The following is a 25,220-nucleotide window of genomic DNA, read 5'->3' on the forward strand; positions in this document are numbered from 1 at the left end:
ATCACCCCCACTTGCGCCAACGCCACCCGCCGAAAGGCCAGTAGTACAGGATCACCATCACCATGTAGCCCAGGGTGGTGACCGAACTGACCATCTTGCTTTGGGTCTGGCGATGATCGTAGCGCAGGGTGAAAGGGGCTTCGCCGATACGTGCCCCGATCAGATGAAGCTTGACCAGCTTCTCCAGAGTCCCCGTGAATCCCAGGCCCTTGAGCTGGATGAAGGAATTTCCGTAAACCGCGATGGCCTTCTGGACGATCCGGGCGCGATAGGCCCGGTAGCCGCAGGAGTAATCCCTTACGCCGGGGATCGGAAAGAAGAAGCCCATGAAATAGCGGGCACATTGGGTGAGCAGCATCCGATGGGCATTCAGGCCCTTCTGCCCGCCTCCCGGCGCGAAGCGCGAGGCGATGACCACATCGTAGCCGTGGGACAGTTCGATCAGCAGGCGCGTCGTGTAGTGCGAGCCATGGGTTTCATCGCAATCCATGCGGATGATCGCATCGTCGGGATCGGCGATTTCGGCGGCGCGCTCGAACAGGTCCCGCGCCGTTTCCCCCAGGCCACGATTGATCTTGTGGGGGATGACCTCCAATGTCGGAACCTCGGCCTGCAACTCGGCAAGGGCCTCGCCGGTGCCGTCCCGCGAACCATCGTCGCAGACGAGAATGACGTGCCGCCATCCCATCTTCGTCGACAATTCATGCAGGTTCCGCACCACGGGCCGTATCGCCGCCTCCTCGTTGTAGGCCGGCAGGATGAAGATCACCCGAGAGTCCTGGATCGATTTCGCCATTCCGCATTCCTGTCCCTGGGTTACGTCGTGAACGGCGGGAACCGGAACCGCAGTTCCAAGGGGCCATCGATTTCCGCCGTCACCTGCATGAAGGTCAAGCTCTTGTCCGCGAAGGGCTTCACTGGGTCGATCCGCAAGGGCCGTCCGTCCTGGGTCGCCCGGAAATAGCGGTGATGCCGGTAGCGGACGACATAGGTTCTTCCGGCCGCCGCCGTCCAGGCGAGCAGATTGCGGCCATGCCGCGAGTCCGCCACGCCCTGGACGACTTCGTAATCTCCATCCCGTTCCGGCGCCCGCAGAAGGATCAATTGGGTCTTCGGGGGCATGTTCACCACATCGAGATGATCGCGTTCCCCCAGGATGGCGCTGGCCGCCACGCTCCAGCCTTCCCCGAGCATGACGTCGTGGGTCCGCCGGGTATGCGCGAGAAGAAAGCGGACCCCCAGCCGCCGGCAAAGGTCGTCGATCTGGCGACCGGTCATCCGCATGCCGTTGATCTGGGACAACGGGAACTCGACCATGTCCCCGGCCGTGGTGACCGCGTGATCGTCGTTGACCAGTTCCAGTCCGCGCCGGGAGAGGGATTCCCAGAGAATGGTGTAAAGGGCCCGGAGAGGCGGGTTCTCGAAGCGGACATGTCCGCTCGTTTCCCCCATGAGACGGGAATGGGGCGGCATGGCGTCGGCAAGAAGATCGAGCGATGGCATCAAGGGGGCCCGGTAGTCCCTGAAATAGGAACGCGGGAAGTGAGTCAGTTGCGCCCGGCAGGCCTCGTAGGCTGCCGGCCAGTCGATGGCGCGCCACGACGTTCCGCCCAGCAGCGGCAGAAGCCCGTCGGAGGCCGGGTGCCCGATATAGCTCGTCCGCGGCCGGAGGATCATCGCCAGCGCCACGGCCAGCGTCCAAAGGCCGCCCTGGGCCGCGGCAAGGGCCCAGAAGGCGGCAAAGGCAGCCAGATCGAAAGTCAGTTGATCGTTGATCTTCCAGAGCCTGTCGTTGACCAGGTACAAGCCGGTCACCGTGGCTCCGAGAACGGCGAATGGCAGTACCGGCAACCCTTCCAGGCCGGCCGCTACCGTGCAGGCGATCATGGGCAGGACGAAAGGAATTTCGTCGTTGAGCAGGGAGGCTTGGTCGGCGGCGCTACGAAAACTCTGGCCCTTGACGATGCCGCCGGAGACGTCCTTCAAATGGAGGGAAAGGGCGATCCGCCCGAGGATCAGCCCGATCCCCACCGCGGCACCGGCCAGGAAGGAACCGATGGAAGCGCCGAGGCCTTCCAGGCCGCTCGCCAGGATCATGTGGGCCAGCGTCGCCGGAGCGAGAATAGCCCCCCCCAGGACCGCCACCGGCACGCTGGCGATGGCCAGTCCCGACCACAGCAATCCCGCCGCCAGGTCGTGCCCGCCGAACAGCAGGAAGGCGACGATTCCGATGGTCGGCCACCAGAGCAGTTCGGGCTTGCCGAACTGCAGATAACCCACGCCGAACATCGGACTTCCCGCCAACACCCAGGCATAGAGCGCCAGCCAGGGCAGGGCCGGATATCCCGGCCCGCCGGCGGCGGCGAGGCCCAGGGGAACGAGAACGGCGAGCAGCAGGCTGGCGGCCGCGTAGAGCCTGTCGCCCAGGAAGGCGTAGAGCCGATAAGTGAAGGAACTGATGAAATAGAGGTCGGCGAGGACGAGGCCGAAGCACCATTCGAAGGCATAGCCGAACCGCCCATGGTTCCTGAGGGTGCGGGCGAGCCGGCGGTAATAGGGACGGAACCAGGTATCTTCCTCGGTGAAGCCTGCCAGCGGACCCGTTGCCCCGGCCGCGCCTTTTGCCCGGGCCGCCGGATGGCGTCCGGCCAAGAGGGCGACCAGGCGGGCCACGCTGCGCGGTGTCCTCAGGATCAGGGTCCAGGCATAGACGCCGGTCAGCAGCGTCCAGACTCCCAACAACGGCACTCCCCAGGCGAGGCTTCGTTCGATCATCCGGCGCAGGACAGGGCGTCGCAGGCGGCCCAGGGCAAGGGCCTTGAGCTTGTCCAGATCGGCGCCGGACCCGCCCGACTGGCGGCAATCCTCGATGACCAGCAAGGCCTCCACGTTGCGGCCCCGCTGCAGCAGGACGCCGGCCAGATTGGCCGCCGCCTCCCCGCTGTTGGGGACCGCCTTCACGACTTGCCGGAAGGCATCCGCGGCCTGGGAATGGCGGCCGCCCTTGGCGAGGGCTACACCCCGCAAGTAGTCGGCGGTAATCCTGAGACCGGCGGGCAGATCCGGATCTTCCCCCAGACTCATCGCCAGGCCGACGGCTTCGTCGATCCGGTTCGCCTCGATGGCGGCCCTCAGGCGCTCCAAGACCTCGGCCGGATTCTCCCCGTCGCCCCGCTCCGCCATGAGATTCCGCTCCATTGGCCCCGTCCCCAGCCTGCGTGACCACCCATGCCTTGTCAACAAGACCTGCCGACGTCTTCCCGGGAATTCTTTGTCGGTTGGGTCGCTGTGGTGTAAGAAGGGGAATGCCTTACCAAATCGTCACGGTGGTCGGAGCCCGGCCGCAACTCGTGAAGGCCGCGGCGGTTTCGGCGGTCTTGGCCTCCGAGGAAGACATCCGGGAAACGCTCATCCACACCGGCCAGCATTTCTCGCCGGAAATGAGCGGCCGGTTCCTGGAAGAACTCGAACTGCCCCGGCCCGCCGTCAACCTCGGCATCGGCGGCGGAACCCACGGTGCCATGACGGCCGCGATGCTGGCGGCCCTGGAAAGCGAGTTCGTCGCCCGGGAGCCGGACCTGGTTCTTGTCTATGGCGATACCAACTCGACTCTGGCGGCGGCCCTCGCGGCATCCAAGCTGGGTATTCCGATCGCCCATGTGGAAGCGGGCCCGCGCAGCTACAACGACCGCCATCCCGAGGAAATCAACCGGCGCCTGACCGACCACCTGGGCCGACTTCTGCTCTGCCCGACCGAACTGGCCCGCCTCAACCTGGTGCGCGAAGGACTGGCGGAAAGGGCCGTGGTGGTCGGCGACGTCATGCTGGACATGGTCGTCAAATGGCGATCTCGGGCCGTCGCTCCCGCCATGACGGGGCCCTTCGTCCTGGCCACCTTGCACCGCCCGGGAAACGTGGACGACGGCCAGGCGCTCCGGGCCAACCTGGAGGCGCTGGGGACTTGCCCCCTGCCCGTTCTGCTGCCTATCCATCCCCGCACCGAGGCCGCGTTGGCCCGCCTCGACTGGCAGCCGCCGACATCCCTGCGGATCGTGGCACCGCTCGGCTATTTCGAGATCCTGGGCGCGCTCCAAGCCGCCGCCTTCGTAGTCAGCGATTCCGGAGGCCTCGGCAAGGAAGCCTTCTTCTTCGGCAAGCGGTGCCTGACCTTGCTGCCCGAGCCGGTGTGGCCGGAACTCGGGGAGGTCGGGGCCGTTCAGGTGGTTTCCTCCCCGGCCGATCTGCCTCGCTGGTGGTCTTGGGCGCAAGAAGACTGGACTCCCGGCGGTCAGCCGTTCGGCGACGGCAAGGCCGCCCAGCGGATCGTCCGTATCCTGCGGGAATTCCTGGCCGGAGCCTGAAAGCCCTCCTCAGCGCCGACCGTCGACCGCCCCCGTCACGCGAGCGGGAATCCCGGTGACGATGGTTCCGGCAGGTACATCCCGGGTCACCACCGCCCCGGCGCCGACCACGGCGCGTTCACCGACGGTCACGCCGGGCAGAAGGATCGCTCCGGCCCCGATCCAGGCGTCGGCCCCGACCTGGACGGGCGCCATCCGGGCCAGACCGGCGATCTCGCCCAGACGGGAATTGTTGGGGTGGGACACGGCGATCAGGATGGCCCGCGGCGACAAGGTCGCCCGCTCGCCGATTCGAATCATTCCGGGAATGAAGTCGTCCAGAAAGGTGACGTCCATGTTGATGTGCGCCCCGGTATCAAGCCGCAGGCCGGACCAGCGGAAAAGAACCCGGCGGACCGATGGACAGAAACAGTGGTTGGCGACCAGGCGCAGGAACGACGCCCAGGCGGCGAAGGCGACGAATCGCATCCGCGAACCGTGCGCGCGGATCGCCGCTTCGTCGCCCCGGGTCAATCCCAGGACATCTTCCGGGTCCTTGCCGTCGAGTTCAGCCATGGAACTCCTCAGCCATATCGGGCCACGACCAACCGGCTCGCCCACTCGTAGACCGGAAAGGGCAACCGGCTCACCGCACCGCGAACCAGCCTATAGACTGGACTCGAATTGTCCAGGGGATCGGCGGCGCGGAGAGGCGACGACCAGTACTCGCTGAGCGGAAGGACTTGTGCCCCCCACTTGCGCTTGAAGGACAGCAGGGAAGTCTGGCGCGGGGAATCCGCCCCGAAATCGAAGACCGCCTTGCCGAGCGAACAGGCGGTCTCGATGGCGGTCCAGACCAGCAGGTCGTTGGCCCGTGTCTTGGCGGTTCCGGGCAGCGATGCGGCGTAGCCGTCCAGGGCGGTGTCCCGCTCGAACAGGAGCAGGAGGCCGGCAACGGGCCGGCCGTCCACCTCGGCCAGCAGGAGCCGCCCCAGTCCCGGCGCCACGAAGTGCCGATGCAAGGCGTCGAAGAAGGCCGGGGGAAAGACCGGTACGCCCAGCCGGCGCCGGGTGGAGGCGAACAGAGACCGGAATATCTCCATGTCGGCGGCCGATTCGCCGATGCGGACGGCCACTCCTTGACGACGGGCCTGTTTGACGGGGCCTTGGGCATTGTTGTCCAACGCGCGCCAGAGAGCCTCCGGACCCGGCGTCAGGTCCAGGCGCGACGTCAGCCAGTGCCGCGCCTCCGTCATCCCGTCGGGGGGGACGGGAAGAGGTTCGCCCTGCCTTATCTGCAGATCGCGGCCCAGCCGATCCGCCAAGGCCCGAGCCTCCCGCAGCAGGGGCGTTCCGTCGATCCCGTCCGCGAGAAGAAGACCGCCCCGGTCGCGGAACGGCGCCGACGTCAGCTTCCGCCCGGCGGGAACGTCGAACATTGGCAGCCCCCCCACGAGGGTACCTTCCGGGTCGACAAGCGCCAGCCCGTGGGATTCGTACCCGAAGGTCTCGCGAACCAGCGAGAACCATGCCGCCCGATGGGCCAGATGGGCCCCCGGATGCCCGGCGGCGAAGGAGTCCCAGGCCTCGATACGATCCGGGTTCAGCGCGACGATCTTCACGTCGCCCTCCTTTCCAAAGGGGGCCTTGCCGGGCGACGCGGCCGAAAAATGCACGGCCGGCCACAGGGCGACGAGGATAGGCCAGGCCCGGCGGATTTGCCCAGAGCAATTCCGGCCTTGACGGAATTGCTCATCGCTCCGCCCGGAGGGCGGGCGGCCAAAAGCAATAACAAGAGCCGATTCCGTCATCCCTGGATCGGCTCAAGCCCCCGTTCCGGCTTCCGGGGCCGTGACTTTCCCGCCCGGCCGTCATAGTCTTCGGCCCAGCACGCTGCCTGGAGAAGAAGGACCCCGTGGGATGGATCGGCTCGATGATGTCGCCCGGCAAGGCTACGACCATCTGACCTTGCAGAATCGGATGTCGTCCTTCGTCATCCATCGCTGCCTTCCTTTCGTCTTGGGTCCCAGGGTGTTGAGCCTGGGCTATGCCAAGGACGACTGGCCGGAGAGTCTGGCCGGCCTTGGTCACCGCGTCGACATTGTGGAAGGGGCCGCCAGTCACGTCGAGCATGCCCGCGCGCGCTTCCGGGACCGGGACGGCATTCGGGTAATCCATTCCACCTTCGAAGCCTTCGTCGCCGATACCCGCTACGATACCGTGGTCGCGGGCGGCGTGGTCGAGATGGTGGCGGACCCGCGAAGTCTGCTGACGAAGACCCGGAAGCTTGCCCAGCCGGCCGGACGCATGATCCTCACCACGGCCAACGCCCTGTCCCTGCACCGGCGGGTGGGCGTCGCCCTGGGGATCGAGTCCTCGCCCTACGACTTGAATGAACGGGCGAAACGCACCGAGACCCGTCAGTTGTTCGACCAAGCCGGCCTGCGGGCCCTTCTCGACGCGACGGGATGGGCGGTCCAGGAACTGTTCGGATGCATCCTCAAGCCCTTCGCCGAAGCCCAGATGCGGGACTGGGACAACCGGATGCTGGAGGTCCTGGCCCTGTCGGGCGACATGGTGGAAGCCGACCTTTGCAAGGAGCTGGTCGCCGTCTGCACGCCGGCCGCCCCCAGGACCTGAAGAACCGGACATCTGGAGAGAAAAGGAAAACACCCCGGCCATGGGCGGCCGGGGCGTCGAAGATCAGAGGGAAGGCTCATCCTCGCCCGCATCGGCGATGGCAACCGACTTGGTCAACTCGAAGAGCCGTTTGCGGATGGCCGGATTGGTGATCTTGTAGTAGGCGCGAACCAGTTCCAGGGTCTCGCGCCGGGCCATGGGGTCGGGTTCCAGGGCCTGCTGTACCACGTCGTCGAAACCGGAGGTGCGCCGCTTCTCGGCGTCCTTGATGTGGTCCGGCATGTCGTCGAAGAAGAAGGACACGGGCACGTCCAGGATCTTGCTGAACTCCCACAGCCGGCTGGCGCCGACGCGGTTGGCACCGCGCTCGTACTTCTGGATCTGCTGGAAGGTGAGGCCGACCGCCTCGCCCAGTTTCTCCTGGCTCATCCCCAGCAGGGTGCGACGCAGGCGTACCCGGGAACCGACGTGCATGTCGATGGGACGCGGCGTCCCGATGGGCTGGCCGTCCTCCCGGATTCCGGGAGCGCGGGACCGCTTCCGTTTGCGGCCAGTCGTCTGAGGTTTCTTCATGTTCACCACGATTCACGCTAGAGGTTTCGGAGGGCCGCATGAAAAACACATGCTCAACCCACGATAGGGGCTTGCTTCCTTGCGGTCAATATGGGTTCGCCTTCCGGCCGTATTCAAGGTTGTCCGGTCGCCAAATCGCGCATCAAGATGTCCGCCGCCGGCCCCGCCAAGCCACCAGAAGCCCCAAAGCGCCCCAGGCCAATGCGAGCAAAGCGGGAATGGCATCCCCGTAGCGGGCGTAGGGCGGAACGTCGGCGGGCGCGTCGGGCAGGGGACCATCGACGATTCCCGTCTCCGCCAACCCCAGAATCGTCCGCACCCGACCGTAGGCATCGACGATTCCCGAGATGCCGCCGTTGGCCACCCGCACCAGAGGCAGGCCTTCCTCGACGGCGCGCAGGCGGCTGGCGACGAAATGCTGATAGGGGCCCGAGGACCGGCCGTACCAACTGTCGTTGGTCAGGTTGAGCAGCCAGCGCGGCCGGTCTTCCCGGCTGGCCACGGCGCCGGGAAAGATCACCTCGTAGCAAATCAGGGGGCTGACGGGCGGCAGGCCGGGAATGCGCAAGGTGGCGATGCCGGGGCCGGCCGAGAAGTCGCCGCCCGTCCCCTGGGCCAGCTTGCCGATGGGCAACAGCCCGCGCAGGGGCACGTATTCGCCGAAAGGCACCAGATGGGCCTTGTCGTAGGTCGCCACCACCTCGCCCTTGCGGTCCAGGGCATGCAGGCTGTTGAAGACCTGTCGCTGCCCGTCCGGGCCGACATCTCCGCGCGGGGCGCCCACCACCACCAGCCCCCCTTCCGGCGCCGCCAAGCCCACGGCCTTCAAGACGCGGGGCTCGCTGGTCAGGAAGAAGGGCACCATGGTCTCGCCCCAGATCACGTGGGTCGGCTGGGTCTCGCTCGGATTCCGGCTCAGTTCCACTTGGCGGGCGACGTGATGGCCGCGCAATTCGCGGGCCCATTTTTCCTTCTGCGGGATGTTGGGCTGGACGAGCCGCAGGCGGACGTCGGGAACCACCGCCGTCCCGGCTTCCGCCAGGCGGAAGGCGCCGGCCACCGTGAGGCCCGCCAGAACCGCCAGGGGGCCGGCGACGGCCAGCCAGCCGCGATGGCCGCCCCAGCCCTTGTCGGCCATTACCGCCGGCATGGCGGCGAGCGACACCGTCACCAGCCCCAGGCCGTAGGTGCCGATCCAGGCCGCCGGCTGCAGAAAGGCGTCGGCGAAGGCCCAGACCGACCCCAGCAGGTTCCAGGGAAAGCCGCTGAAGGCCCAGGAGCGAACCCATTCCATCGCCGTCCAGGCGGCGGCGAAGACCAGGATGCGGCCCGGCCCCGTGCCCGGCACCAGGCGCAATGCCAGGGCGGCGACGGCCGGAAACAAGGCCTGGACGGCGGCGAGGCCCAGCACGCCCAGGGGCGCCAGCCATTCGTAGCCGCGGGAATCGTTGAAGAAGGCGATGCCTACCCAGTAAAGCCCTGCGATGAAGAAGCCCCAGCCCCACCACCAGCCCATATAGAACGCCTGGCGAGGCCGGTCCGCCGCCTCGGCCAACCAGACCAGGCCGACGAAAGAGGGAAGCAAGGCCGGCAGAACATAGGTGGGCGGCAGGGCCAAAGCCGCCAAGGCTCCCAGGGCCAAGGCCATTCCCCGCCGCGGCCAGCCGCGCAGTTGCCGGAGTCGCGCCCTCAGAGATTCCATGACGCCTTATTCCTGCCCTTCGTTCCGGGGCGCCGGCAGGCGGATGCGCAGGCGCTTGACCCGGCGGGGGTCGGCGTCCAGCACCTGGAATTCGAGACCCGAAGGGTGGCTGACCAGTTCGCCCCGGATGGGAACCCGTCCCGCGACCGCGAAGACCAAGCCGCCCAGGGTGTCGATGTCCTGGCGTTCCTCCTCGGAGAATACGGGCCCGGCCAAGTCCTCCATGGCTTCCAGGGTGACGCGGGCGTCGGCGTCGACGGTGCCATCCGGCCGGCGGGTCCATTGCACCTCGCCGTCCTCGTCGTGCTCGTCCTCGATCTCGCCGACGATTTCCTCGACCAAGTCCTCGATGGTCACCAGGCCGTCGATGCCGCCGTATTCGTCGACCACCAGCGCCATGTGGATGCGGCTGACCCGCATTTCCAGCAGCAATTCCAGCACCCGCATGGAAGGCGGCACGAACAGGATGTCGCGCTTGACCTGATCGAGGTCGAATTCCTCGTCGCGACCACGCCAAGCCAACAGGTCGCGGATATGGACCATGCCCAGGGCGTCGTCCAGGGTCTCACGATAGATGGGCAGGCGCGAATGCGCTTCGCGGGTGACGATGGCGACCAATTCGGCCAAGGAGGCCCCGGCCTCCACGGCTACGATGTCGGCGCGCGGAATCATCACGTCCTCGACCGACAGGTTGCGCAGGTCCAGGATGTTGGCGAGCAGGGAACGTTCGTCCGGGCTGAGAGCCGCCTCGCCTTCCTCCTGGGCCTCGATCAACCCCTCGATGACCTCGAGCGCCGAGGCTTCGCCGTTGCGCGGCTTGACTAGGCGCTTCAACCAACCGCCCAACGACTTCCCGCCGGAGGGTTTCGGGGGAGCCCCGGCTTCGCGGGGCGCCGTACTGTCGGATGGGTCGTTCATGCGAATCCTTCGGGCTCGCGGTAGGGATCGGGAATGCCGAGGGCCGCCAGGACCCGGCATTCCAGGTCCTCCATGGCGGCGGCTTCCCTCTCTCCCCTCTCGTGGTCGTGGCCCATGAGATGCAGGATACCATGGACCACCAGATGACTGAAATGGTCGGCGAGCGGCTTGCCTTCGACTTCGGCCTCGGCGGCAAGCACGCCAAGCGCGATCGCCACGTCGCCCAGCGGCACCGCGGCGCCCTCGGGCAGGTCCTCGCCGTCCCAGGCGGGGAAGGACAGCACGTTGGTCGGCTTGTCCTGGCCCCGGTAGTCCCGATTCAGCGCACGCACGGCGGTATCGTCCGTGAGCAGCAGCCCGGCCTCGCAGGGGCGGGCCGGATGGGGGACGGCGGCGAAGGCGGCAAGGGCGGCGCGCCTGGCCAAGGCGTCCGCATCGGGCAGGCGGCGTTCCCAGTCCTCGTTTTCGATCATCACGGCCAGGTCGAAAAAGTCAGTCATCGGAAGATTCGTAGCGGGCGGCGGAACGGCGGTGGCGTTCGACCGAATCGTAAGCCCTGACGATACGGGTTACCAGCGGATGGCGTACCACGTCGGCATCGGTGAATTCGACAAAGCGCAGGCCTTCCACTCCTTCCAGCACGTCCAGGGCGTCGCGGAGACCGGAGCGGATGCCGCGCGGCAGGTCGACCTGGCTCAGGTCCCCGGTCACCACCATGCGGGCGTTGTTGCCCAGGCGGGTGAGGAACATCTTCATCTGCACGGCGGTGGTGTTCTGCGCCTCGTCCAGGATGACGAAGGCGTTCGCCAGGGTACGGCCGCGCATGAAGGCCAGCGGCGCCACCTCGATCTCGTCCAGTTCCATGCGCTTGGCCACCTGGCCGTTGGGCATCATGTCGTGCAGGGCGTCGTAGAGAGGCCTGAGATAGGGATCGACCTTCTCGCGCATATCGCCGGGCAGGAAGCCCAACTGCTCCCCGGCCTCGACCGCCGGGCGGGTTAGAATGATGCGGTCGACCTCGCCCTTCATCAGGAATTCGACCGCCTTGGCAACCGCCAGGTAGGTCTTGCCGGTGCCGGCCGGGCCCAAGCCGAAGACCATGTCGCAGTCGTCGATGGCCTTCAGGTAAGCTGCTTGGTTGGGCGTGCGGGCCGAGACGCTGCGCTTGCGGGTATGCACCGTCAGGTCGGCGTCGGCCACCGAGTAGCCGGCGGCCTGGGCCATGCGGACCGCCGCCTCCACTTCCTCGCGGTCAAGGTCCAGACCCTTGCGCAAGCGGGCATAGAGTCCTTCCAGGACCTGGATGGCATCATCGACGGCGGAAGCGGGCCCGGTCACCGAGAGCCGGTTGCCACGGGACGCGATACTGACGCCCAGGCGCTGTTCGATCAGGGCCAGGTGGCTGTTGTGGCCGCCGTAAAGCTGCTGCGCCAGGCCGTTGTCGGCGAAGGACAGGCTGGAGGTGCGCGCGGCGGCGGCCCGTTTCAAGCGCAAGCCCTTTCCGGAAAGGCGCCGGCCAAGCTGTTGGGTTGCCCGGCGGCGATGGTCAGGTCGATGATGTTGCCCAGCAGGGAAGCCGGCGCGGTCACGTGCACCGGCTGCATGTAGGGACTGCGGCCGAGCAGTTGACCGGCGCGGCGCCCGACGCGATCCAGCAGGACCGGCAGCACCCGGCCTTCGCAGGACCGGTTGAAGGCCATCTGCTGAGCGCCCAGCAGGCCTTGCAGTTCCGCCAGGCGGGCGGTTTTTTCCGCTTCCGGGACTTGGTCCGCCAGGTTGGCGGCGGGTGTGCCGGGACGGGGACTGTATTTGAAGGAATAGGCTTGGATGAACCCGATGTCCCGCACCAGCGCCAGGGTGGCGCGGAAATCGGCGTCGGCTTCGCCGGGAAAGCCGACGATGAAGTCCGAAGACAGGGCCAGGTCGGAGCGGGCGGAGCGCAGGCGGTCCACCAGCCGGCGATAGTCGTCGGCCGAATGGCGCCGGTTCATGGCGGCCAGCACTCGGTCCGATCCGGCCTGCACCGGCAGGTGCAGGAAGGGCATCAGGTTGGGGACCTCGCGATGGGCGGCGATCAGGTCGTCGTCCATGTCGGCCGGGTAGGAGGTGGTGTAGCGGATGCGGTCCAGGCCGGGGATGCCGGCCATCTCGCGGATCAGGCGCCCCAGGCTCCAATTGGCGCCGTCCCGCCCTTCGCCATGATAGCAATTGACATTCTGGCCCAGCAGGGTGATTTCGCGCACGCCGCCGCCCGCCATGCGCCGGGCCTCCGCCAGAAGATCCGCGGCAGGGCGCGAGTATTCGGCGCCCCGCGTGTAGGGCACCACGCAGAAGGTGCAGAACTTGTCGCAGCCCTCCTGCACCGCCAGGAAGGCCGTCCGGGAACCGGTTCCGGCAACGACTTCGGGCAGGCGGTCGAACTTCGGCTCGGCCGGGAAGTCGATGTCCAGCACGGCGCCGCCGGCACGCGCCGCCTTGGCGACCATCTCGGGCAGGTTCTGGTAGCTCTGCGGCCCGAAGACCATATCGACGAAGGGCGCGCGGCGCAGGATTTCCTCGCCTTCCGCCTGGGCGACGCAGCCGCCTACCGCCAGGATCATCCGCCTGCCGACACGGGCCTTGGCCTCCTTCAGGTGACGCAGCCGCCCCAATTCGGAAAAGACCTTCTCGGCGGCCTTTTCGCGGATGTGGCAGGTGTTGAGGATCACCATGTCGGCGTCTTCCGGCCCATCGCCGGGCACATAGCCCAGGGGAGCCAGGACGTCCGCCATACGGGCGGAGTCGTAGACGTTCATCTGGCAGCCGTACGTCTTGATGTAAAGCGTCTTCGCCAAGGGATCACTTCTTGGAATCGAGAGGCACACCGTAAAGTTCCAGGCGGTGACCGATCAGCCGGAACCCGTATTCGCGTGCGATCTTCTCCTGCAGGGACTCGATCTCGGTGCTGGTGAATTCGATCACCTTGCCCGACTGGATATCGATCAGGTGGTCGTGATGTTCCTCGGAGGCCTCCTCGTAGCGCGAGCGGCCGTCGCCGAAGTCGTGGCGAGACAGGATGGCGGCTTCCTCGAGCAGCCGCACCGTGCGATAGACGGTGGCGATGCTGATCTTGGGATCGCGCTTGACCGAACGGCGGTAGACCTCTTCCACATCCGGATGGTCGTGGGCCTCGGACAGCACGGCGGCGATGACCCGGCGCTGGCCGGTCATCTTCATACCCTTGTCGAGGCAAAGCTTCTCGATTCGCGACGGCGCCGCCATACCCCCTCCATGCCCATGCGGGCAACGATTCGCCGGAGGATGATAGCCCATCGGTCCCGGCAAGAAAAGGCGCCGCCGTCGTCGGACGGCGCCTTGGCGGCCGGCCCTAGCGCCGGCCTTTGGTGCCGAGGCCGATCTTCTTGGCCAGTTCGCTGCGGCGTTCCGCGTAGTTGGGCGCCACCATCGGGTAGTCGGACCCCAGGCCCCAACGTTCCCGGTACTCCTCGGGCGTCATGTTGTAGGCAGTCATCAGATGCCGCTTCAGCATCTTCAGCTTCTTGCCGTCTTCCAGGCAGATCAGGTAGTCGGGAAAGATGGAGCGCTTGACCGGCACGGCGGGCTTCGGCCGTTCCGGTTCGGCGGCCGTTGTGCCGACCTCGGTCAACGTCCTATATACGGACTGGATGAGCTGCGGCACGTCGGCCGGCTGGACGTTGTTGTTGCTCAGGTGGGCGGAAACAATCTCGGTGGTCAATTCGAGGAGTTCGATCTTGTCGGTCATTTCTTCTATCCCTGGGATGGAGGGTGCCGACCTTATAAGTAGAAAGTTTGGGCAAGGCAAGAAGTTCGATGGATGATACCAACAATAAGGCCGGCGATGGTGCGAGAGACTTCTTCCTGGACATCACCGGGGAGGTCTGTCCATTGACTTTCGTGCGCACCAAGCTGTTGCTGGAAAAGATGGTTCCCGGCCAAACCGCCGAGATACACCTGAAGGGCAAGGAACCTTTGCTCAACGTGCCCCGTTCGGTGAAGGACCACGGCCACGAGGTGATGTCCCTCGCCCCGCTCGACGGCGGTGCCGAGGTGCCGGATACCGTGCACCGCCTGGTCATCCGCAAGACGTGACCAGGACCAGGGCATCGACCGCCGGGCCGCCGGGACGGGCGTAGTAGCCCTTGCGCCGGCCCGCCTCCCGAAAGCCCAGCGATTCGTAGAGAACACGGGCGGCGGGATTGTCGGCGGCGACTTCCAGGAACATCGTCGCGGCGCCTCGCCTCGCCGCTTCCGCCCGGGCCGCCTCCACCAGGGTCCGGCCGAGGCCTGCCCGTCTTCGTTCCGGCAGGACGGCCAAGGTGATGATTTCCGCCTCGTCAGCCGCTTGGCGGCAGAGGATGAAGCCTCCGTCGGCAGCCAGAAGGGCGAAGGCGCCGGGCATGGCCAGCAAGTCGCGAAAGGCCGACTCCGGCCAGCCGTCGGAGAAACAGGGGGCGTGCAGCGCCGCCAGCAGAGCGGCATGGGCCAAGCCGGCTGGTTGGACGTTCATGGGGCGGGCGGCATAGAGACGTCGGGCGGCCGCAAATAGAGCGGAGCGGGAGGCGGAGCGGTCGCGCCCGGCCGCCAGCGGGCCGCCGCCAGCGCGGCGACGATGGCCGCGTCGGGTTCGCCGGGAACCGCGAGGAATACGGCTTCAGGGTACAAGGACCGGACGCGTTCCGCCGCGTCTCCCGCCACCCGCAAGGGGCCCGGAGGAAGATGGGCCGGCAGGTTCTCGGGCGGCACGGCCATGGGCTCGGACAGGGGCGAGCCGTCGGCGGCGAAGACCTGGACGTAGAGATCGGCGCGTTTGGTCTCCAGCGCCACCAGCAGGGGCGAGGCTCCAAGTCCGGCGGCGGCGGCCACCGCCTCCAGGGTACCGATTCCGAGGCAAGGCCGATTCGCAGCCAGCGCCATACCGCGCGCCGTCGCCAGGCCGATGCGCAGGCCGGTGAAGGCGCCGGGCCCTACCGTGACCGCCAGCAGGTCGATGTCGGGCCAGTCGATCCCGGCTTCCGCCAGAACGGCCAGGATCATGGGCACCAGGGCTTCGGACTGGCCGCGCGGCATGGATTCGAAGCGCCGCGACAGAATCCGGCCATCGCGCCAGAGGGCGGCGGAACAGGCTGTGGTGGCGGTGTCGAAGGCAAGTACGGTCGTCATGAGAGATTCCATTTCGGCGGCCCATCCTTATACTGCCCTTCATGCCGCTTGTCGAAATCACTCCCGCGAGCCACGGCGTCCTGTTGGACATCGCCTATGCCAGGCCGGACAATTTTACCGGCCGGGCGGTCTACGGGCGCGCCGCCTGCTACCTGAACCCGGCCGCCGTGCCTCTGCTCGGCGAAGCCGTCCGTCTGGCCGCCGTGCAGGGGCTGCGCATCCGGATCTTCGATGCCTTCCGGCCGGCCGAGGCGCAGTGGGTACTGTGGAACCACTGTCCCGACCCCGACTTCCTCGCCGACCCGCGCCGGGGTTCGCCCCATTCGCGGGGCGCCGCCGTCGACCTGACCCTGGTGGACGCCGAAGGACGCGACCTGCCCATGGGCACGCCCTTCGATCTCTTTTCCTCGCTGTCCCACCATGGCAACGGGGACATCCCCATGGAGGCCCAGCGCAACCGCCTTCTGCTGATGGGCCTGATGACGACGGCGGGCTGGGATTTCTACCGGAAGGAATGGTGGCATTACCAGATGTTCGATAGCCGGCGTTTCCCGGTTCTGTCCGACAGCGTCCTGCCCGAACCCATGATGCCGCGGCCATGATCCCGGCGGTCTTCCTCCTCGTCTACCTGGGAATGGCCCTGGGCCGGGTGCCGGGGCTGAAGATCGACCGCACGGGAATCGCCTTGTTCGGCGTCGCCCTGCTGATGGCGGCGGGAGAGGTCGACGTGGCGGGCATCGGCCGGGCGGTGGACGGTCCGACCCTGGTTCTGCTTTTCGCCCTGATGATCCTGTCGTCCCAGTTCGCCGGGTCCGGGTTCTATGACCTTTGCGCGCGCCGCATCACCCTGGCGCGTGCCAGCCCTACGGCCCTGCTGGGCCTCACCGTCGCCATCGCCGGCGGCCTGTCGGCCCTGCTGGCCAACGATATCGTCGTCTTCGCCATGACGCCCCTGCTCTGCCGCGGCCTGGCGGCGCGCGGCCTCGATCCGCGGCCTTTCCTGGTCGGGTTGGCGGGGGGCAGCAACGCCGGCTCGGCGGCGACCGTCATCGGCAATCCCCAGAACATCCTGATCGGCCAGGTGGGAGGCCTGGATTTCTGGAAATTCCTGGCCGTCTGCGGCGTTCCGGCCCTGCTCGCCATGGGGCTGGTGTTCGTTGCCGTGCGCCTGGCCTGGCGCGAGGCGCTGGCGGCCCCGGCCATCCAGCCCGACCCGGCCGGGCCGATACCCCTGAACCGCTGGCAGACCGCCAAGGGGGTGATCGCCACCTTGCTGCTGATCGCCCTCTTCACCACCCCCCTGCCCCGCGAAGTGGGAGCGTTGGCGCTGGCCGCCCTGCTGCTCGCCAGCCGCCGCATGGCCAGCCGCGACATGATCGGGGCCGTGGATTGGCACCTGCTTCTGCTCTTCGCCTGCCTGTTCACCGTGACCGCCGCGTTCGCGGACACCGGCCTCGCCCAGCAAGGCATGGATTGGCTGCGCGCCCACGGCCTATTGCCAGGCAGCTTGGCCGTCATGGCGCCCCTGGCGCTGGTCCTGAGCAACGGCATCGGCAACGTACCGGCGGTGATTCTCATCCTTGCCGTCTGGCCGGACGCGCCGGAGGGGACGCTTTACGGCCTCGCCCTGTTGTCGACCCTGGCCGGCAATCTCCTGCTGGTCGGCAGCCTGGCCAATCTGATCGTCGCCGAACGGGCCCAGGCGTCTGGTGTCGCACTGAGCTTCGCCGACTTCGCCCGTGCGGGGGTGCCGATGACGCTGGCCTCCCTGGCGTTGGCCGCTCTTTGGCTGGGTCTTGGCGGCTGGATGCCATTCTTTTGACGAATCTTGAATTTTTTCAATGCGGCCACGGCTCGGCTTTCCTACAATGCGGCCAGTGACTATCAGGGCAGCCGGGTTCGACCCTGGCGGGAAGGGTTTCGATGAACGCCGCTTCCAGGAAAAAGAAGCCATCCCCGGACGAGGCCGGATTCGCGGCCCTGGCGGCGGCCGAGCACGGCGATCCCTTCGGTTTCCTGGGCATGCACGAAGCGCCCGGCGACAGCTTGGTCGTGCGCGCCTTCATTCCCGGCGCCGAAGCCCTGGTGGTGGTTGAGGTAGGCAGCGGCCAAGCCATCGGCGCCATGCAGCGCCTGCATCCGGACGGCGGCTTTCTGCTGACCATTCCCTATCGCAAGGACCGCTTCCCCTACCGCTTGCGGGCTACCTGGGGCGACAGGGCGGTCGAATTCGACGATCCATACCGCTTCGCGCCCTTCCTGGGCGAACTGGACCTCTACCTGCTGGCCGAGGGGACCCACCTGGAAAGCTGGAAGCGCCTGGGCGCCCACCCCATGACACTGGAAGGCGTGGGCGGGGTGAACTTCGCGGTCTGGGCTCCCAACGCCCGGCGGGTGAGCGTGGTCGGCGACTTCAACGGCTGGGACGGCCGGCGCCATCCCATGCGCAAGCACCCGAGTTGCGGCGTCTGGGAGATCTTCATTCCCGGCGCCAGGGCCGGCGCATTCTACAAGTTCGAACTCAAGGGCCCCGAGGGCAACCTGCTGCCCCTCAAGACCGATCCCTATGGATTCCGCTGCGAGCAGCCGCCCCGGTCGGCCTGCATCGTCGAAGAGCCGAACGGCTATTCCTGGAACGATCAGGCCTGGATGGCGGGACGGGAAGGCAGCCACGGCACGCGCCGTCCCATGTCCATCTACGAGGTGCACCTGGGCTCCTGGCGCCGCCGCCCCGAGGAGGGCAACCGCTTCCTCAGCTACCGCGAACTGGCCGACGAACTGGTGCCCTACGTGCGCGACATGGGCTTTACCCATATCGAACTGCTGCCGGTCAGCGAGTTTCCCTTCGACGGGTCCTGGGGCTACCAGCCCATCGGCCTGTTCGCCCCGACCAGCCGGTTCGGCTCGCCGGCCGACTTCCGCCACTTCGTCGACGCCTGCCACCAGGCCGGCGTGGGCGTCATCCTGGACTGGGTGCCCGGCCACTTCCCCGAGGACGAGCACGGCCTGGGCCGGTTCGACGGCACCCATCTCTACGAGCATGCCGACCCTCGCCAGGGCCGCCACATGGACTGGGGTACCCTGATCTACAACTTCGGCCGTGGCGAGGTCGCCAACTACCTGCTCAGCAATGCGCTGTTCTGGTTGGACCGCTACCATATCGACGGCCTGCGCGTGGATGCGGTGGCCTCCATGCTTTACCTCGACTACAGCCGCGAGCATGGCCAGTGGGTTCCCAACCGCCACGGCGGCAACGAGAACCTGGAAGCCATCGCCTTCCTGAAGCGGCTGAACGAGCTTGTGTACAGCCGTCATCCAGGCGCCTTCACGGTGGCCGAGGAATCCACCGCCTGGCCGATGGTCTCCCGGCCCACCTATATCGGCGGCTTGGGTTTTGGCTACAAGTGGAACATGGGCTGGATGCACGACACGCTCCGCTACGTCTCCAAGGAGCCCATCCACCGCACCTATCATCACGACGACCTGACCTTCGGGCTGCTCTACGCCTTTCACGAAAACTTCGTGCTGCCCCTGTCCCACGACGAGGTGGTCCACGGAAAGGGCTCGCTGATCGGCCGCATGCCGGGCGACCGCTGGCAGCGCTGCGCCAACCTCCGGGCCTATTTCTCCTTCATGTTCGTCCATCCGGGCAAGAAGCTGCTGTTCATGGGCGGCGAGTTCGGCCAGGAAAAGGAGTGGGACCACAACCACAGCCTGGACTGGCACCTGCTGGATGACCCGTTCCACGAGGGCATCCGGTGTTGCCTGCGCGACCTGAACCGGCTGTACCGGTCCCAGCCCGCCCTGCACGAACTGGACTTCGATGGCGCCGGCTTTCAATGGATCGATTGCACCGACCATGCCAGCAGCGTGGTGGCCTTCATCCGGCGGGCCCAGGATTCGAACGACTTCGTGGTCGTGGTCTGCAACTTCACTCCGGTAGTGCGCCAAGGCTACCGGATCGGCGTGCCGGAAGGCGGCGACTATCTGGAGATATTCAATTCGGATGCCGGGCTCTACGGCGGCAGCAACGTCGGCAACGGAGGCCGTCTGGCGGCCGGTCCGGTCGGGATGCACGGGCATACCCAGTCGCTGGACCTGACCCTGCCGCCCCTGGCGGCCCTGGTCCTGAAGCCGGCGCGCGGAGCCTGACCGGCATGCGGCACGCGCGCATCGTCTGGCCCGGAAAACCCTACCCGCTGGGCGCCGCCTGGGACGGCAAGGGCGTGAACTTCGCGCTGTTTTCCGCCAACGCCGAGCGGGTCGAGCTTTGCCTGTTCGACGAAAAGGGCCGGCGCGAACTGGACCGCATTCCGCTACCCGAGTACACCGACCAAGTCTGGCACGGCTACCTGCCGGGCGTCGGTCCGGGATTGCGTTACGGCTATCGGGTGCACGGCCCCTACGACCCGGAACGCGGCCACCGTTTCAATCCCTACAAGCTGCTGATCGACCCCTATGCCAAGAAGCTGGCCGGAGCCTTGGAATGGAGCCGCGCCAACTTCGGCTACCGTCCCGACGGGCAACGCGCCGACCTGTCCATGAGCCGGGCCGACAACGCCCGCTACGTGCCCAAGAGCGTGGTCATCGAATCGTCCTACAACTGGCGCGGCGACCAGCCGCCCGACGTACCCTGGCAGCAGACCCTGATCTACGAGCTGCACGTCAAGGGAATGACGCGCCTTCATCCCGGCGTCGAGCACAATCTGCGCGGCACCTGCGCCGGTTTGGCCACCAAGCCGGTGCTCGACCACTTGAAGAGCCTGGGAGTCACCTCGGTCGAGTTGTTGCCCGTCCATCCGGTGGTCGACGAAACCCATCTGGTGGAACGCGGCCTGCGCAACTACTGGGGATACAATCCGTTCAACTTCTTCGCCCCCAATCCCTTGTTCCTGGCGACCGGCGAGATCAACGAATTCAAGCAGATGGTCCGGCACTTCCACGACGCCGGCATCCAGGTCCTTCTCGACGTGGTCTACAACCACACGGGCGAGGGCGACCACATGGGGCCGACCCTCAGCTTCCGCGGCATCGACAATGCCAGCTACTACCGACTTCATCCGGACCAGCCGCGCTTCTACATGGACGATACCGGTTGCGGCAACACCCTGAACCTGGGCCATCCCCGTGTTCTCCAGATGGTGATGGATTCGTTGCGCTACTGGGTGGAGGAGATGCATGTCGACGGCTTCCGCTTCGACCTCACCCCCGCGCTCTGCCGCCCCAACGGGCACTTCGACCCGGCCAGCCCGTTCCTGGCGGCGGCCCGACAGGACCCGGTGCTGTCTCGGGTCAAGTTGATCGCGGAACCCTGGGATCTGGGACCCGACGGCTACCAGTTGGGTCGCTTTCCGCCCGGCTGGTCGGAATGGAACGACCAGTACCGGGACACCGTGCGACGTTTCTGGAAAGGCCAGGGGGGCCTGATCGGCGACATGGCCTTTTCCCTGACCGGAACCTCCAACCGCTTCGAACACGGCGGCCGGCGGCCGCGCGCCAGCATCAACTTCATCACCGCCCATGACGGCTTCACCCTGGAAGATCTGGTCAGCTACGAGCGCAAGCACAACGAAGCCAACCTGGAAGACAACCGCGACGGCACCAACCATAATCTGAGCTGGAACTGCGGCATCGAAGGATCGGCCGCCGACCATGGCATCCGCGCCCTGCGCCAGCGCCAGAAACGCAATTTCATCGCCACCCTCCTGCTTTCCGAAGGCGTGCCGATGCTGACGGCGGGCGATGAGATGGGGCGGTCCCAGCACGGCAACAACAACGCCTATTGCCAGGACAACGAGGTCAGTTGGGTGAAGTGGGCCAATCTGCGCGAGGAGGACAAGGAGTTTCTCGAGTTCGTCCGCATTCTATCGCGCATCCGTCGCGACCATCCGGTTTTCCGCCGGCCACGCTTCTTCCACGGGCGCCACATCGCCAATTCCGCGGTCAAGGACATCACGTGGCTGTCCCCGGACGGACGGGAAATCCAGAGCGGCGAGTGGCACCTGCCGTTCGCCCGCTGCTTCGGCTTCCACATGGGCGGCGATACGGGCGAATATTTCAACCGGGCCGGCGAGCGGGAGGTCGATGACCGGTTCATCGTCCTGCTCAACGGCCACTTCGAGCCGGTGCCCTTCCGCCTGCCCGACGCCTCGCTGGGCGAACGCTGGAAGGTCCTGGTGGACACCGCCCTGGATCTGGCTTCGGACAGCGTCGAGAACGGTGGCCTGGACTACCGCCCCCGCGAGGTATATCCCTTGCAAGGAAGGGCTTTGGCGCTCTTGATCCATTGCAAGGATGGCGAGGGCGACGGAGCCGGCGGAATGCCGCAAAAGACGTTTCCGTTCGACGCCGACAAGGCGTAGCGAGAGAGAGGCGGGGATTCCGGGCCATGACCGACAACACCAATCTCCTCGACCGGCTGGCTGACCTGGTGGGCATCAGGCCCTCCTACCACGACATTTACGGCGGCTTCCACGAGACCACGGCGGAAGCCAAGCAGGCCATCCTGGAGGCCATGGGCTACGCGGTCGGCGACGAGGCCGCCCGCGCCGCGACCCTGACAGCCCTCGAGGAACGCCCCTGGCGTAACTGGCTGGAGGCCACGACGGTGGCGCGTCGGCCGACGGCACCATCGGTGGCGCTTTCCCTGCCGTCGGCCGACCGCGACCGGACCCTGCGCTGGGAACTGGCGCTGGAAGACGGATCGGTCCGCTTAGGCGAGTTCGTCCCCCATCAATTGGCGCTCGAAGACGCGCGCCGGATCAATGGCACCTGGATGGAACGCCGCCGACTGGTGCTGCCGGGCGATCTTCCGCACGGCTATCATGAACTAGCCGTCGACGATGGTAGGCACCGGTCGACCGGGCGGCTGATCGTGGCACCCGGGCGATGCTACGTGCCCGACTGGATGGATCGCGGCGTGCGCCACTGGGGTTTGGCCTGCCATCTCTATTCCTTGCGCCGCGGCGACGACTGGGGTGTTGGGGATTTCTCTGCCCTGCGACAGCTCTGCCAAGCCGGCGCGAGCCTGGGCGCGGCGGCGGTGGGGATCAATCCGCTGCACAAGCTTTTCCTCGATTGGCCCGAGCATGCCAGCCCCTACTCGCCCTGCAGCCGACTGTTCCTCAACCCCCTATATATCGACGTGACGGCCATCCCGGGATTTCGCGACTGCTCCAACGCCATGGGCCGGGCGTCCCAGGACGAGTTCATGCGCCGGGTCGCCGAGGCCCGCGCCAAGGATCACGTGGACTACACCGCGGTGGCGGCGCTGAAGCTGGAGATGCTGGAAAACCTGCATGCCTGCTTCTCCAGCCGGTCGGTACAGGAACGCAAGGAATACACGGCCTTCCGCAAGACGGGCGGAGAGATTCTGAACCGATTCGTGCTTTATCAAGGTCTGCGCGAGCGGTTTCGCGGCCAACCCTGGAGCCAATGGCCGGAATGCTATCGTCGGCCCGACTCGCACGAGTCGCGGAACTTCGCCCGCGAACAGGAAGCCCGCCTCGATTTCCATGCTTGGCTGCAATGGCTGGCCGAAACCCAGTTGGCGGCGGCGGCCGACAACGGCATGACGGTAGGGCTCTACCGCGACTTGGCGGTGGGGGCCGATCCCAACGGCGCCGACGCCTGGATGGAACCCGGACTGACCGCCCGCGACTATCGCTTCGGAGCGCCGCCCGACGCCTTCAACCCCCTGGGGCAGGATTGGGGCATGCCACCCCCGCATCCGGTGGCGATGAAGGAGACCGGCTACGAATCCTTCGCCCGCATGCTGCGCGCCAACATGCGCCATGCCGGGGCCTTACGTATCGACCACGCCATGAGCCTTCTGCATCTTTACTGGATCCGGCCCGGCGACAAGGCCAGCAAGGGAGCCTACGTCAAGTATCCCTTCGACGATCTGCTGGGTGTCCTGGCCCTGGAAAGCCAGCGCAACCGTTGCCTGGTCGTGGGCGAGGATCTGGGAACGGTGCCCGACGGCTTTCGCGCCCGCATGGAACATGAGGGCGTATTGTCCTACCGGCTATTCTATTTCGAACGGTGGGAGAGCGGCTTGTTCAAGCGGCCCGAGACCTATCCCGCCCTGGCGCTCGCCACCGCCACCACTCACGATCTGCCAACCGTGGCCGGGCATTGGCGGGGCGCCGACCTGGAGTTGCGGCGCCGGCTACGGCTGTTCAAAAGCGAGGAGACGCTCGCCGCCGACTTCCGGGCCCGGGAAACGGAGCGGGAAGTGCTGCTGGCGGCGCTACGCGACCAGGGGCTCCAACCGGATGGCCTGTCGCTCTCACCCGACCTGGACGAGGACCGGCTGCGCGCTCTTACGGTGGCGGTGGAAAGATTCCTCGCCCGCAGTCCGGCCCGGCTTCTGATGCTGAACCTGGACGACCTGCTGATCGAAGCCGACCAACTCAACCTGCCCGGCACCATCGCGGAATACCCCAATTGGCGCCGCCGGCTGAAGGCCACGGTCCGCGAATTCGCCGCCGCCCCCTACGTCCGGTCCGTTATCCGCGAGGTGGTGCGGGAACGCGGCGAGCCTTCCTGAAGCGACAAGGGCCGGCCCCGCGAGGGACCGGCCCCTGTTATCGCCCGATAGAGAACGCCGCCTATTCTTCCATGCCCGCCGGCAGGCTGTGGGCGATGCCCTTGTGGCAGTCGATACAGGTCTTGCCCGCCTCGACGCCCTTGGAATGGCGGCTGGCCGCCTTCTTTTCCTGCTTTTCCAGGTCCATGGCCTCGAAAGAGTGGCAGTTGCGGCACTCGTGCGAGTCGCTGGCCTTCATGGAATTCCAGACGTTCTTGGCCAGCTGCAGGCGCTTGGCCTCGAACTTCTCCTTGGTGTTCACCGAACCCAGGATCTTGTGATAGACCTCGTTGGAGGCCTGTATCTTGCGAGCCAGCTTGGGCACCCATTCCTTGGGTACGTGGCAGTCCGCGCAGGTCACCCGCACGCCCGTGCGGTTCTTGTAATGGACGGTCTTCTTGTACTCCTGGTACACCAGCTGATCCATCTCGTGGCACGAGACGCAAAAGCCCAGCGTGTTCGTATATTCCATGAAGGTGTTGAAGCCACCCCAGAAAATGATGCCGGCGATGCCGCCGACCGCGAAGATGCCGCCCCAAGCCTTGCTGCTGGGCGACCAAAACCAGTTCCACAGACGCGATATCACGATGAAAACCCCCTCTCCCGGTTCAGGTTTCCGAAGCCGATTCCTTCCGAAGGCGGCGTTACAGTATGCGAAGCGGCCGGCGGCGGCAAGTCCGCCGGAACACCCCTTTACCGGAACGGCGGCGGATCGAGCAGGGCGGGGGGCAGTTCCATCAGCCGCGGCCCGTCGGTCCAGAGCAGGAAACAGCGCAGATTCCGGCCCGGATAGACCCGCGAGAGCAGCGCGCGGTAGGCCGCCATCTGCCCCAGATAGAGGCGGGCCACCTCCTCGGGGCGCTCCGGCGGCGGCCGGTTGGTCTTGTAGTCGACCACCAGCACCTCCGAATCGCGGATCGCCAGCCGGTCCACCTGAGCCGAGATGGCGCGCCCGCCCACCAGTCCGACCAGCGGCACCTCGGCCCGGCTGCCCGGTCCGAACAAGGGGGCGGCATCCGGATGGTCGAGCACCGCCAGCACTTCGGCGGCCAGGGCCGCCTGTTCCCCTTCGGGCAGGCGGTGGACGGGGCGGGCCAGATAGGCGCGGGCGGCCCCGGCGCGCCTTGCGGGCGCCAGATCGGGCAGGGTCTGGAGCAGGCGATGTACCAGCCGGCCACGCCGGAAGCGGGCATCGTCGTCCCCTTCCAGGGGCGGGCGCACGGGGGGTTCCTCCTCGTCCGGCCGCGAGGGCGCGAGAGGCCGGGGCGGCGTCGGT

23 protein-coding genes and 1 pseudogene are annotated in these 25,220 nt (G+C 66.8%); 8 read left to right on the plus strand and 16 right to left on the minus strand.

Annotated features, from left to right (window positions below; genetic code table 11):
- Position 1 precedes the first annotated feature (1 nt).
- Positions 2–796 carry a glycosyltransferase gene (locus tag H7841_05510; protein ID MEO5336334.1) on the minus strand — a complete coding sequence of 265 codons (795 nt, stop codon included), beginning with the start codon at positions 794–796 and terminating at the stop codon, positions 2–4.
- Positions 797–816: 20 nt separating this feature from the next.
- A complete protein-coding gene (locus H7841_05515) occupies positions 817–3,198 on the minus strand; it encodes a hypothetical protein (protein ID MEO5336335.1) in 2,382 nt (793 codons plus the stop codon).
- 107 nt (positions 3,199–3,305) lie between these two features.
- On the opposite strand from H7841_05515, the gene wecB reads away from it, so the two are divergent.
- Positions 3,306–4,361 carry a UDP-N-acetylglucosamine 2-epimerase (non-hydrolyzing) gene (wecB, locus tag H7841_05520; GenBank protein ID MEO5336336.1) on the plus strand — a complete coding sequence of 352 codons (1,056 nt, stop codon included), beginning with the start codon at positions 3,306–3,308 and terminating at the stop codon, positions 4,359–4,361.
- A gap of 9 nt (positions 4,362–4,370) precedes the next feature.
- Here wecB and H7841_05525 read toward each other — a convergent pair.
- Positions 4,371–4,550 (minus strand): annotated as a pseudogene (locus tag H7841_05525) (sugar O-acetyltransferase).
- Positions 4,551–4,924: 374 nt separating this feature from the next.
- Positions 4,925–5,962, minus strand: a complete 1,038-nt coding sequence (locus H7841_05530; GenBank protein MEO5336337.1) for a GNAT family N-acetyltransferase — start codon at positions 5,960–5,962, stop codon at positions 4,925–4,927.
- A 298-nt stretch (positions 5,963–6,260) separates the two neighbouring features.
- Here H7841_05530 and H7841_05535 point away from each other — a divergent pair, with 298 nt between their 5' ends.
- Positions 6,261–6,980, plus strand: coding sequence for a methyltransferase domain-containing protein (locus tag H7841_05535; GenBank protein MEO5336338.1), 720 nt, complete (start codon positions 6,261–6,263; stop codon positions 6,978–6,980).
- Positions 6,981–7,043: 63 nt separating this feature from the next.
- Here the strand turns inward: H7841_05535 and H7841_05540 are convergent, their stop codons facing one another.
- The 8 genes from H7841_05540 to H7841_05575 form a co-directional block, all read right to left on the minus strand.
- Entirely contained in the window at positions 7,044–7,454 is a 411-nt protein-coding gene (locus tag H7841_05540; GenBank protein MEO5336339.1) for a helix-turn-helix domain-containing protein, read from the minus strand.
- A 241-nt stretch (positions 7,455–7,695) separates the two neighbouring features.
- Positions 7,696–9,255: an apolipoprotein N-acyltransferase gene (lnt, locus tag H7841_05545; GenBank protein ID MEO5336340.1), complete on the minus strand. Its 1,560-nt coding sequence runs from the start codon at positions 9,253–9,255 to the stop codon at positions 7,696–7,698.
- A gap of 6 nt (positions 9,256–9,261) precedes the next feature.
- Positions 9,262–10,173, minus strand: coding sequence for a hemolysin family protein (locus tag H7841_05550; protein ID MEO5336341.1), 912 nt, complete (start codon positions 10,171–10,173; stop codon positions 9,262–9,264).
- Entirely contained in the window at positions 10,170–10,673 is a 504-nt protein-coding gene (ybeY, locus tag H7841_05555) for an rRNA maturation RNase YbeY (GenBank protein MEO5336342.1), read from the minus strand. The genes H7841_05550 and ybeY overlap by 4 nt, the downstream gene beginning before the upstream one ends.
- On the minus strand, positions 10,666–11,667 hold the full coding sequence (locus H7841_05560) for a PhoH family protein (GenBank protein MEO5336343.1): 1,002 nt from the start codon (positions 11,665–11,667) through the stop codon (positions 10,666–10,668). Before H7841_05560 ends, ybeY begins: the two co-directional genes overlap by 8 nt.
- Complete coding sequence (gene miaB, locus H7841_05565; protein ID MEO5336344.1) at positions 11,658–13,007, minus strand: tRNA (N6-isopentenyl adenosine(37)-C2)-methylthiotransferase MiaB; 1,350 nt, start codon at positions 13,005–13,007, stop codon at positions 11,658–11,660. The genes H7841_05560 and miaB overlap by 10 nt, the downstream gene beginning before the upstream one ends.
- A gap of 4 nt (positions 13,008–13,011) precedes the next feature.
- Positions 13,012–13,434: a transcriptional repressor gene (locus H7841_05570; protein ID MEO5336345.1), complete on the minus strand. Its 423-nt coding sequence runs from the start codon at positions 13,432–13,434 to the stop codon at positions 13,012–13,014.
- A gap of 106 nt (positions 13,435–13,540) precedes the next feature.
- The gene (locus tag H7841_05575) at positions 13,541–13,936 is read right to left on the minus strand and encodes a MucR family transcriptional regulator (protein MEO5336346.1); all 396 of its coding nucleotides are present in this window, start codon (positions 13,934–13,936) and stop codon (positions 13,541–13,543) included.
- A gap of 68 nt (positions 13,937–14,004) precedes the next feature.
- On the opposite strand from H7841_05575, the gene H7841_05580 reads away from it, so the two are divergent.
- Entirely contained in the window at positions 14,005–14,283 is a 279-nt protein-coding gene (locus H7841_05580; GenBank protein ID MEO5336347.1) for a sulfurtransferase TusA family protein, read from the plus strand.
- On the opposite strand, the gene H7841_05585 is transcribed toward H7841_05580, so the two are convergent.
- Together H7841_05585 and tsaB are read right to left on the minus strand one after the other, a co-directional pair.
- A complete protein-coding gene (locus tag H7841_05585; GenBank protein MEO5336348.1) occupies positions 14,267–14,701 on the minus strand; it encodes a GNAT family N-acetyltransferase in 435 nt (144 codons plus the stop codon). The two genes, H7841_05580 and H7841_05585, sit on opposite strands and share 17 nt — an antisense overlap.
- On the minus strand, positions 14,698–15,354 hold the full coding sequence (gene tsaB / locus H7841_05590; GenBank protein MEO5336349.1) for a tRNA (adenosine(37)-N6)-threonylcarbamoyltransferase complex dimerization subunit type 1 TsaB: 657 nt from the start codon (positions 15,352–15,354) through the stop codon (positions 14,698–14,700). The genes H7841_05585 and tsaB overlap by 4 nt, the downstream gene beginning before the upstream one ends.
- Before the next feature lie 41 nt (positions 15,355–15,395).
- Between tsaB and ddpX the strand changes: the two genes are divergently transcribed.
- From ddpX to malQ, 5 genes are all read left to right on the plus strand, one after another.
- The gene (ddpX, locus tag H7841_05595) at positions 15,396–15,956 is read left to right on the plus strand and encodes a D-alanyl-D-alanine dipeptidase (GenBank protein MEO5336350.1); all 561 of its coding nucleotides are present in this window, start codon (positions 15,396–15,398) and stop codon (positions 15,954–15,956) included.
- Positions 15,953–17,176 carry an anion transporter gene (locus H7841_05600; GenBank protein ID MEO5336351.1) on the plus strand — a complete coding sequence of 408 codons (1,224 nt, stop codon included), beginning with the start codon at positions 15,953–15,955 and terminating at the stop codon, positions 17,174–17,176. Before ddpX ends, H7841_05600 begins: the two co-directional genes overlap by 4 nt.
- Positions 17,177–17,277: 101 nt before the next feature.
- On the plus strand, positions 17,278–19,506 hold the full coding sequence (gene glgB / locus H7841_05605; GenBank protein MEO5336352.1) for a 1,4-alpha-glucan branching protein GlgB: 2,229 nt from the start codon (positions 17,278–17,280) through the stop codon (positions 19,504–19,506).
- Between the two features lie 5 nt (positions 19,507–19,511).
- On the plus strand, positions 19,512–21,716 hold the full coding sequence (glgX, locus tag H7841_05610) for a glycogen debranching protein GlgX (protein ID MEO5336353.1): 2,205 nt from the start codon (positions 19,512–19,514) through the stop codon (positions 21,714–21,716).
- Positions 21,717–21,742: 26 nt separating this feature from the next.
- Positions 21,743–23,905 (plus strand): 4-alpha-glucanotransferase, encoded by a 2,163-nt coding sequence (gene malQ / locus H7841_05615; GenBank protein ID MEO5336354.1) that lies wholly within the window; start codon positions 21,743–21,745, stop codon positions 23,903–23,905.
- Positions 23,906–23,966: 61 nt separating this feature from the next.
- Here the strand turns inward: malQ and H7841_05620 are convergent, their stop codons facing one another.
- Both H7841_05620 and H7841_05625 read right to left on the minus strand, forming a co-directional pair.
- A complete protein-coding gene (locus tag H7841_05620) occupies positions 23,967–24,530 on the minus strand; it encodes a NapC/NirT family cytochrome c (protein MEO5336355.1) in 564 nt (187 codons plus the stop codon).
- A gap of 107 nt (positions 24,531–24,637) precedes the next feature.
- A partial coding sequence (locus H7841_05625) for a PD-(D/E)XK nuclease family protein (GenBank protein MEO5336356.1) occupies positions 24,638–25,220 on the minus strand: 583 nt, incomplete at its 5' end.

It is taken from the genome of Magnetospirillum sp. WYHS-4 (assembly GCA_039908345.1).
Lineage (GTDB): Bacteria > Pseudomonadota > Alphaproteobacteria > Rhodospirillales > GLO-3 > JAMOBD01.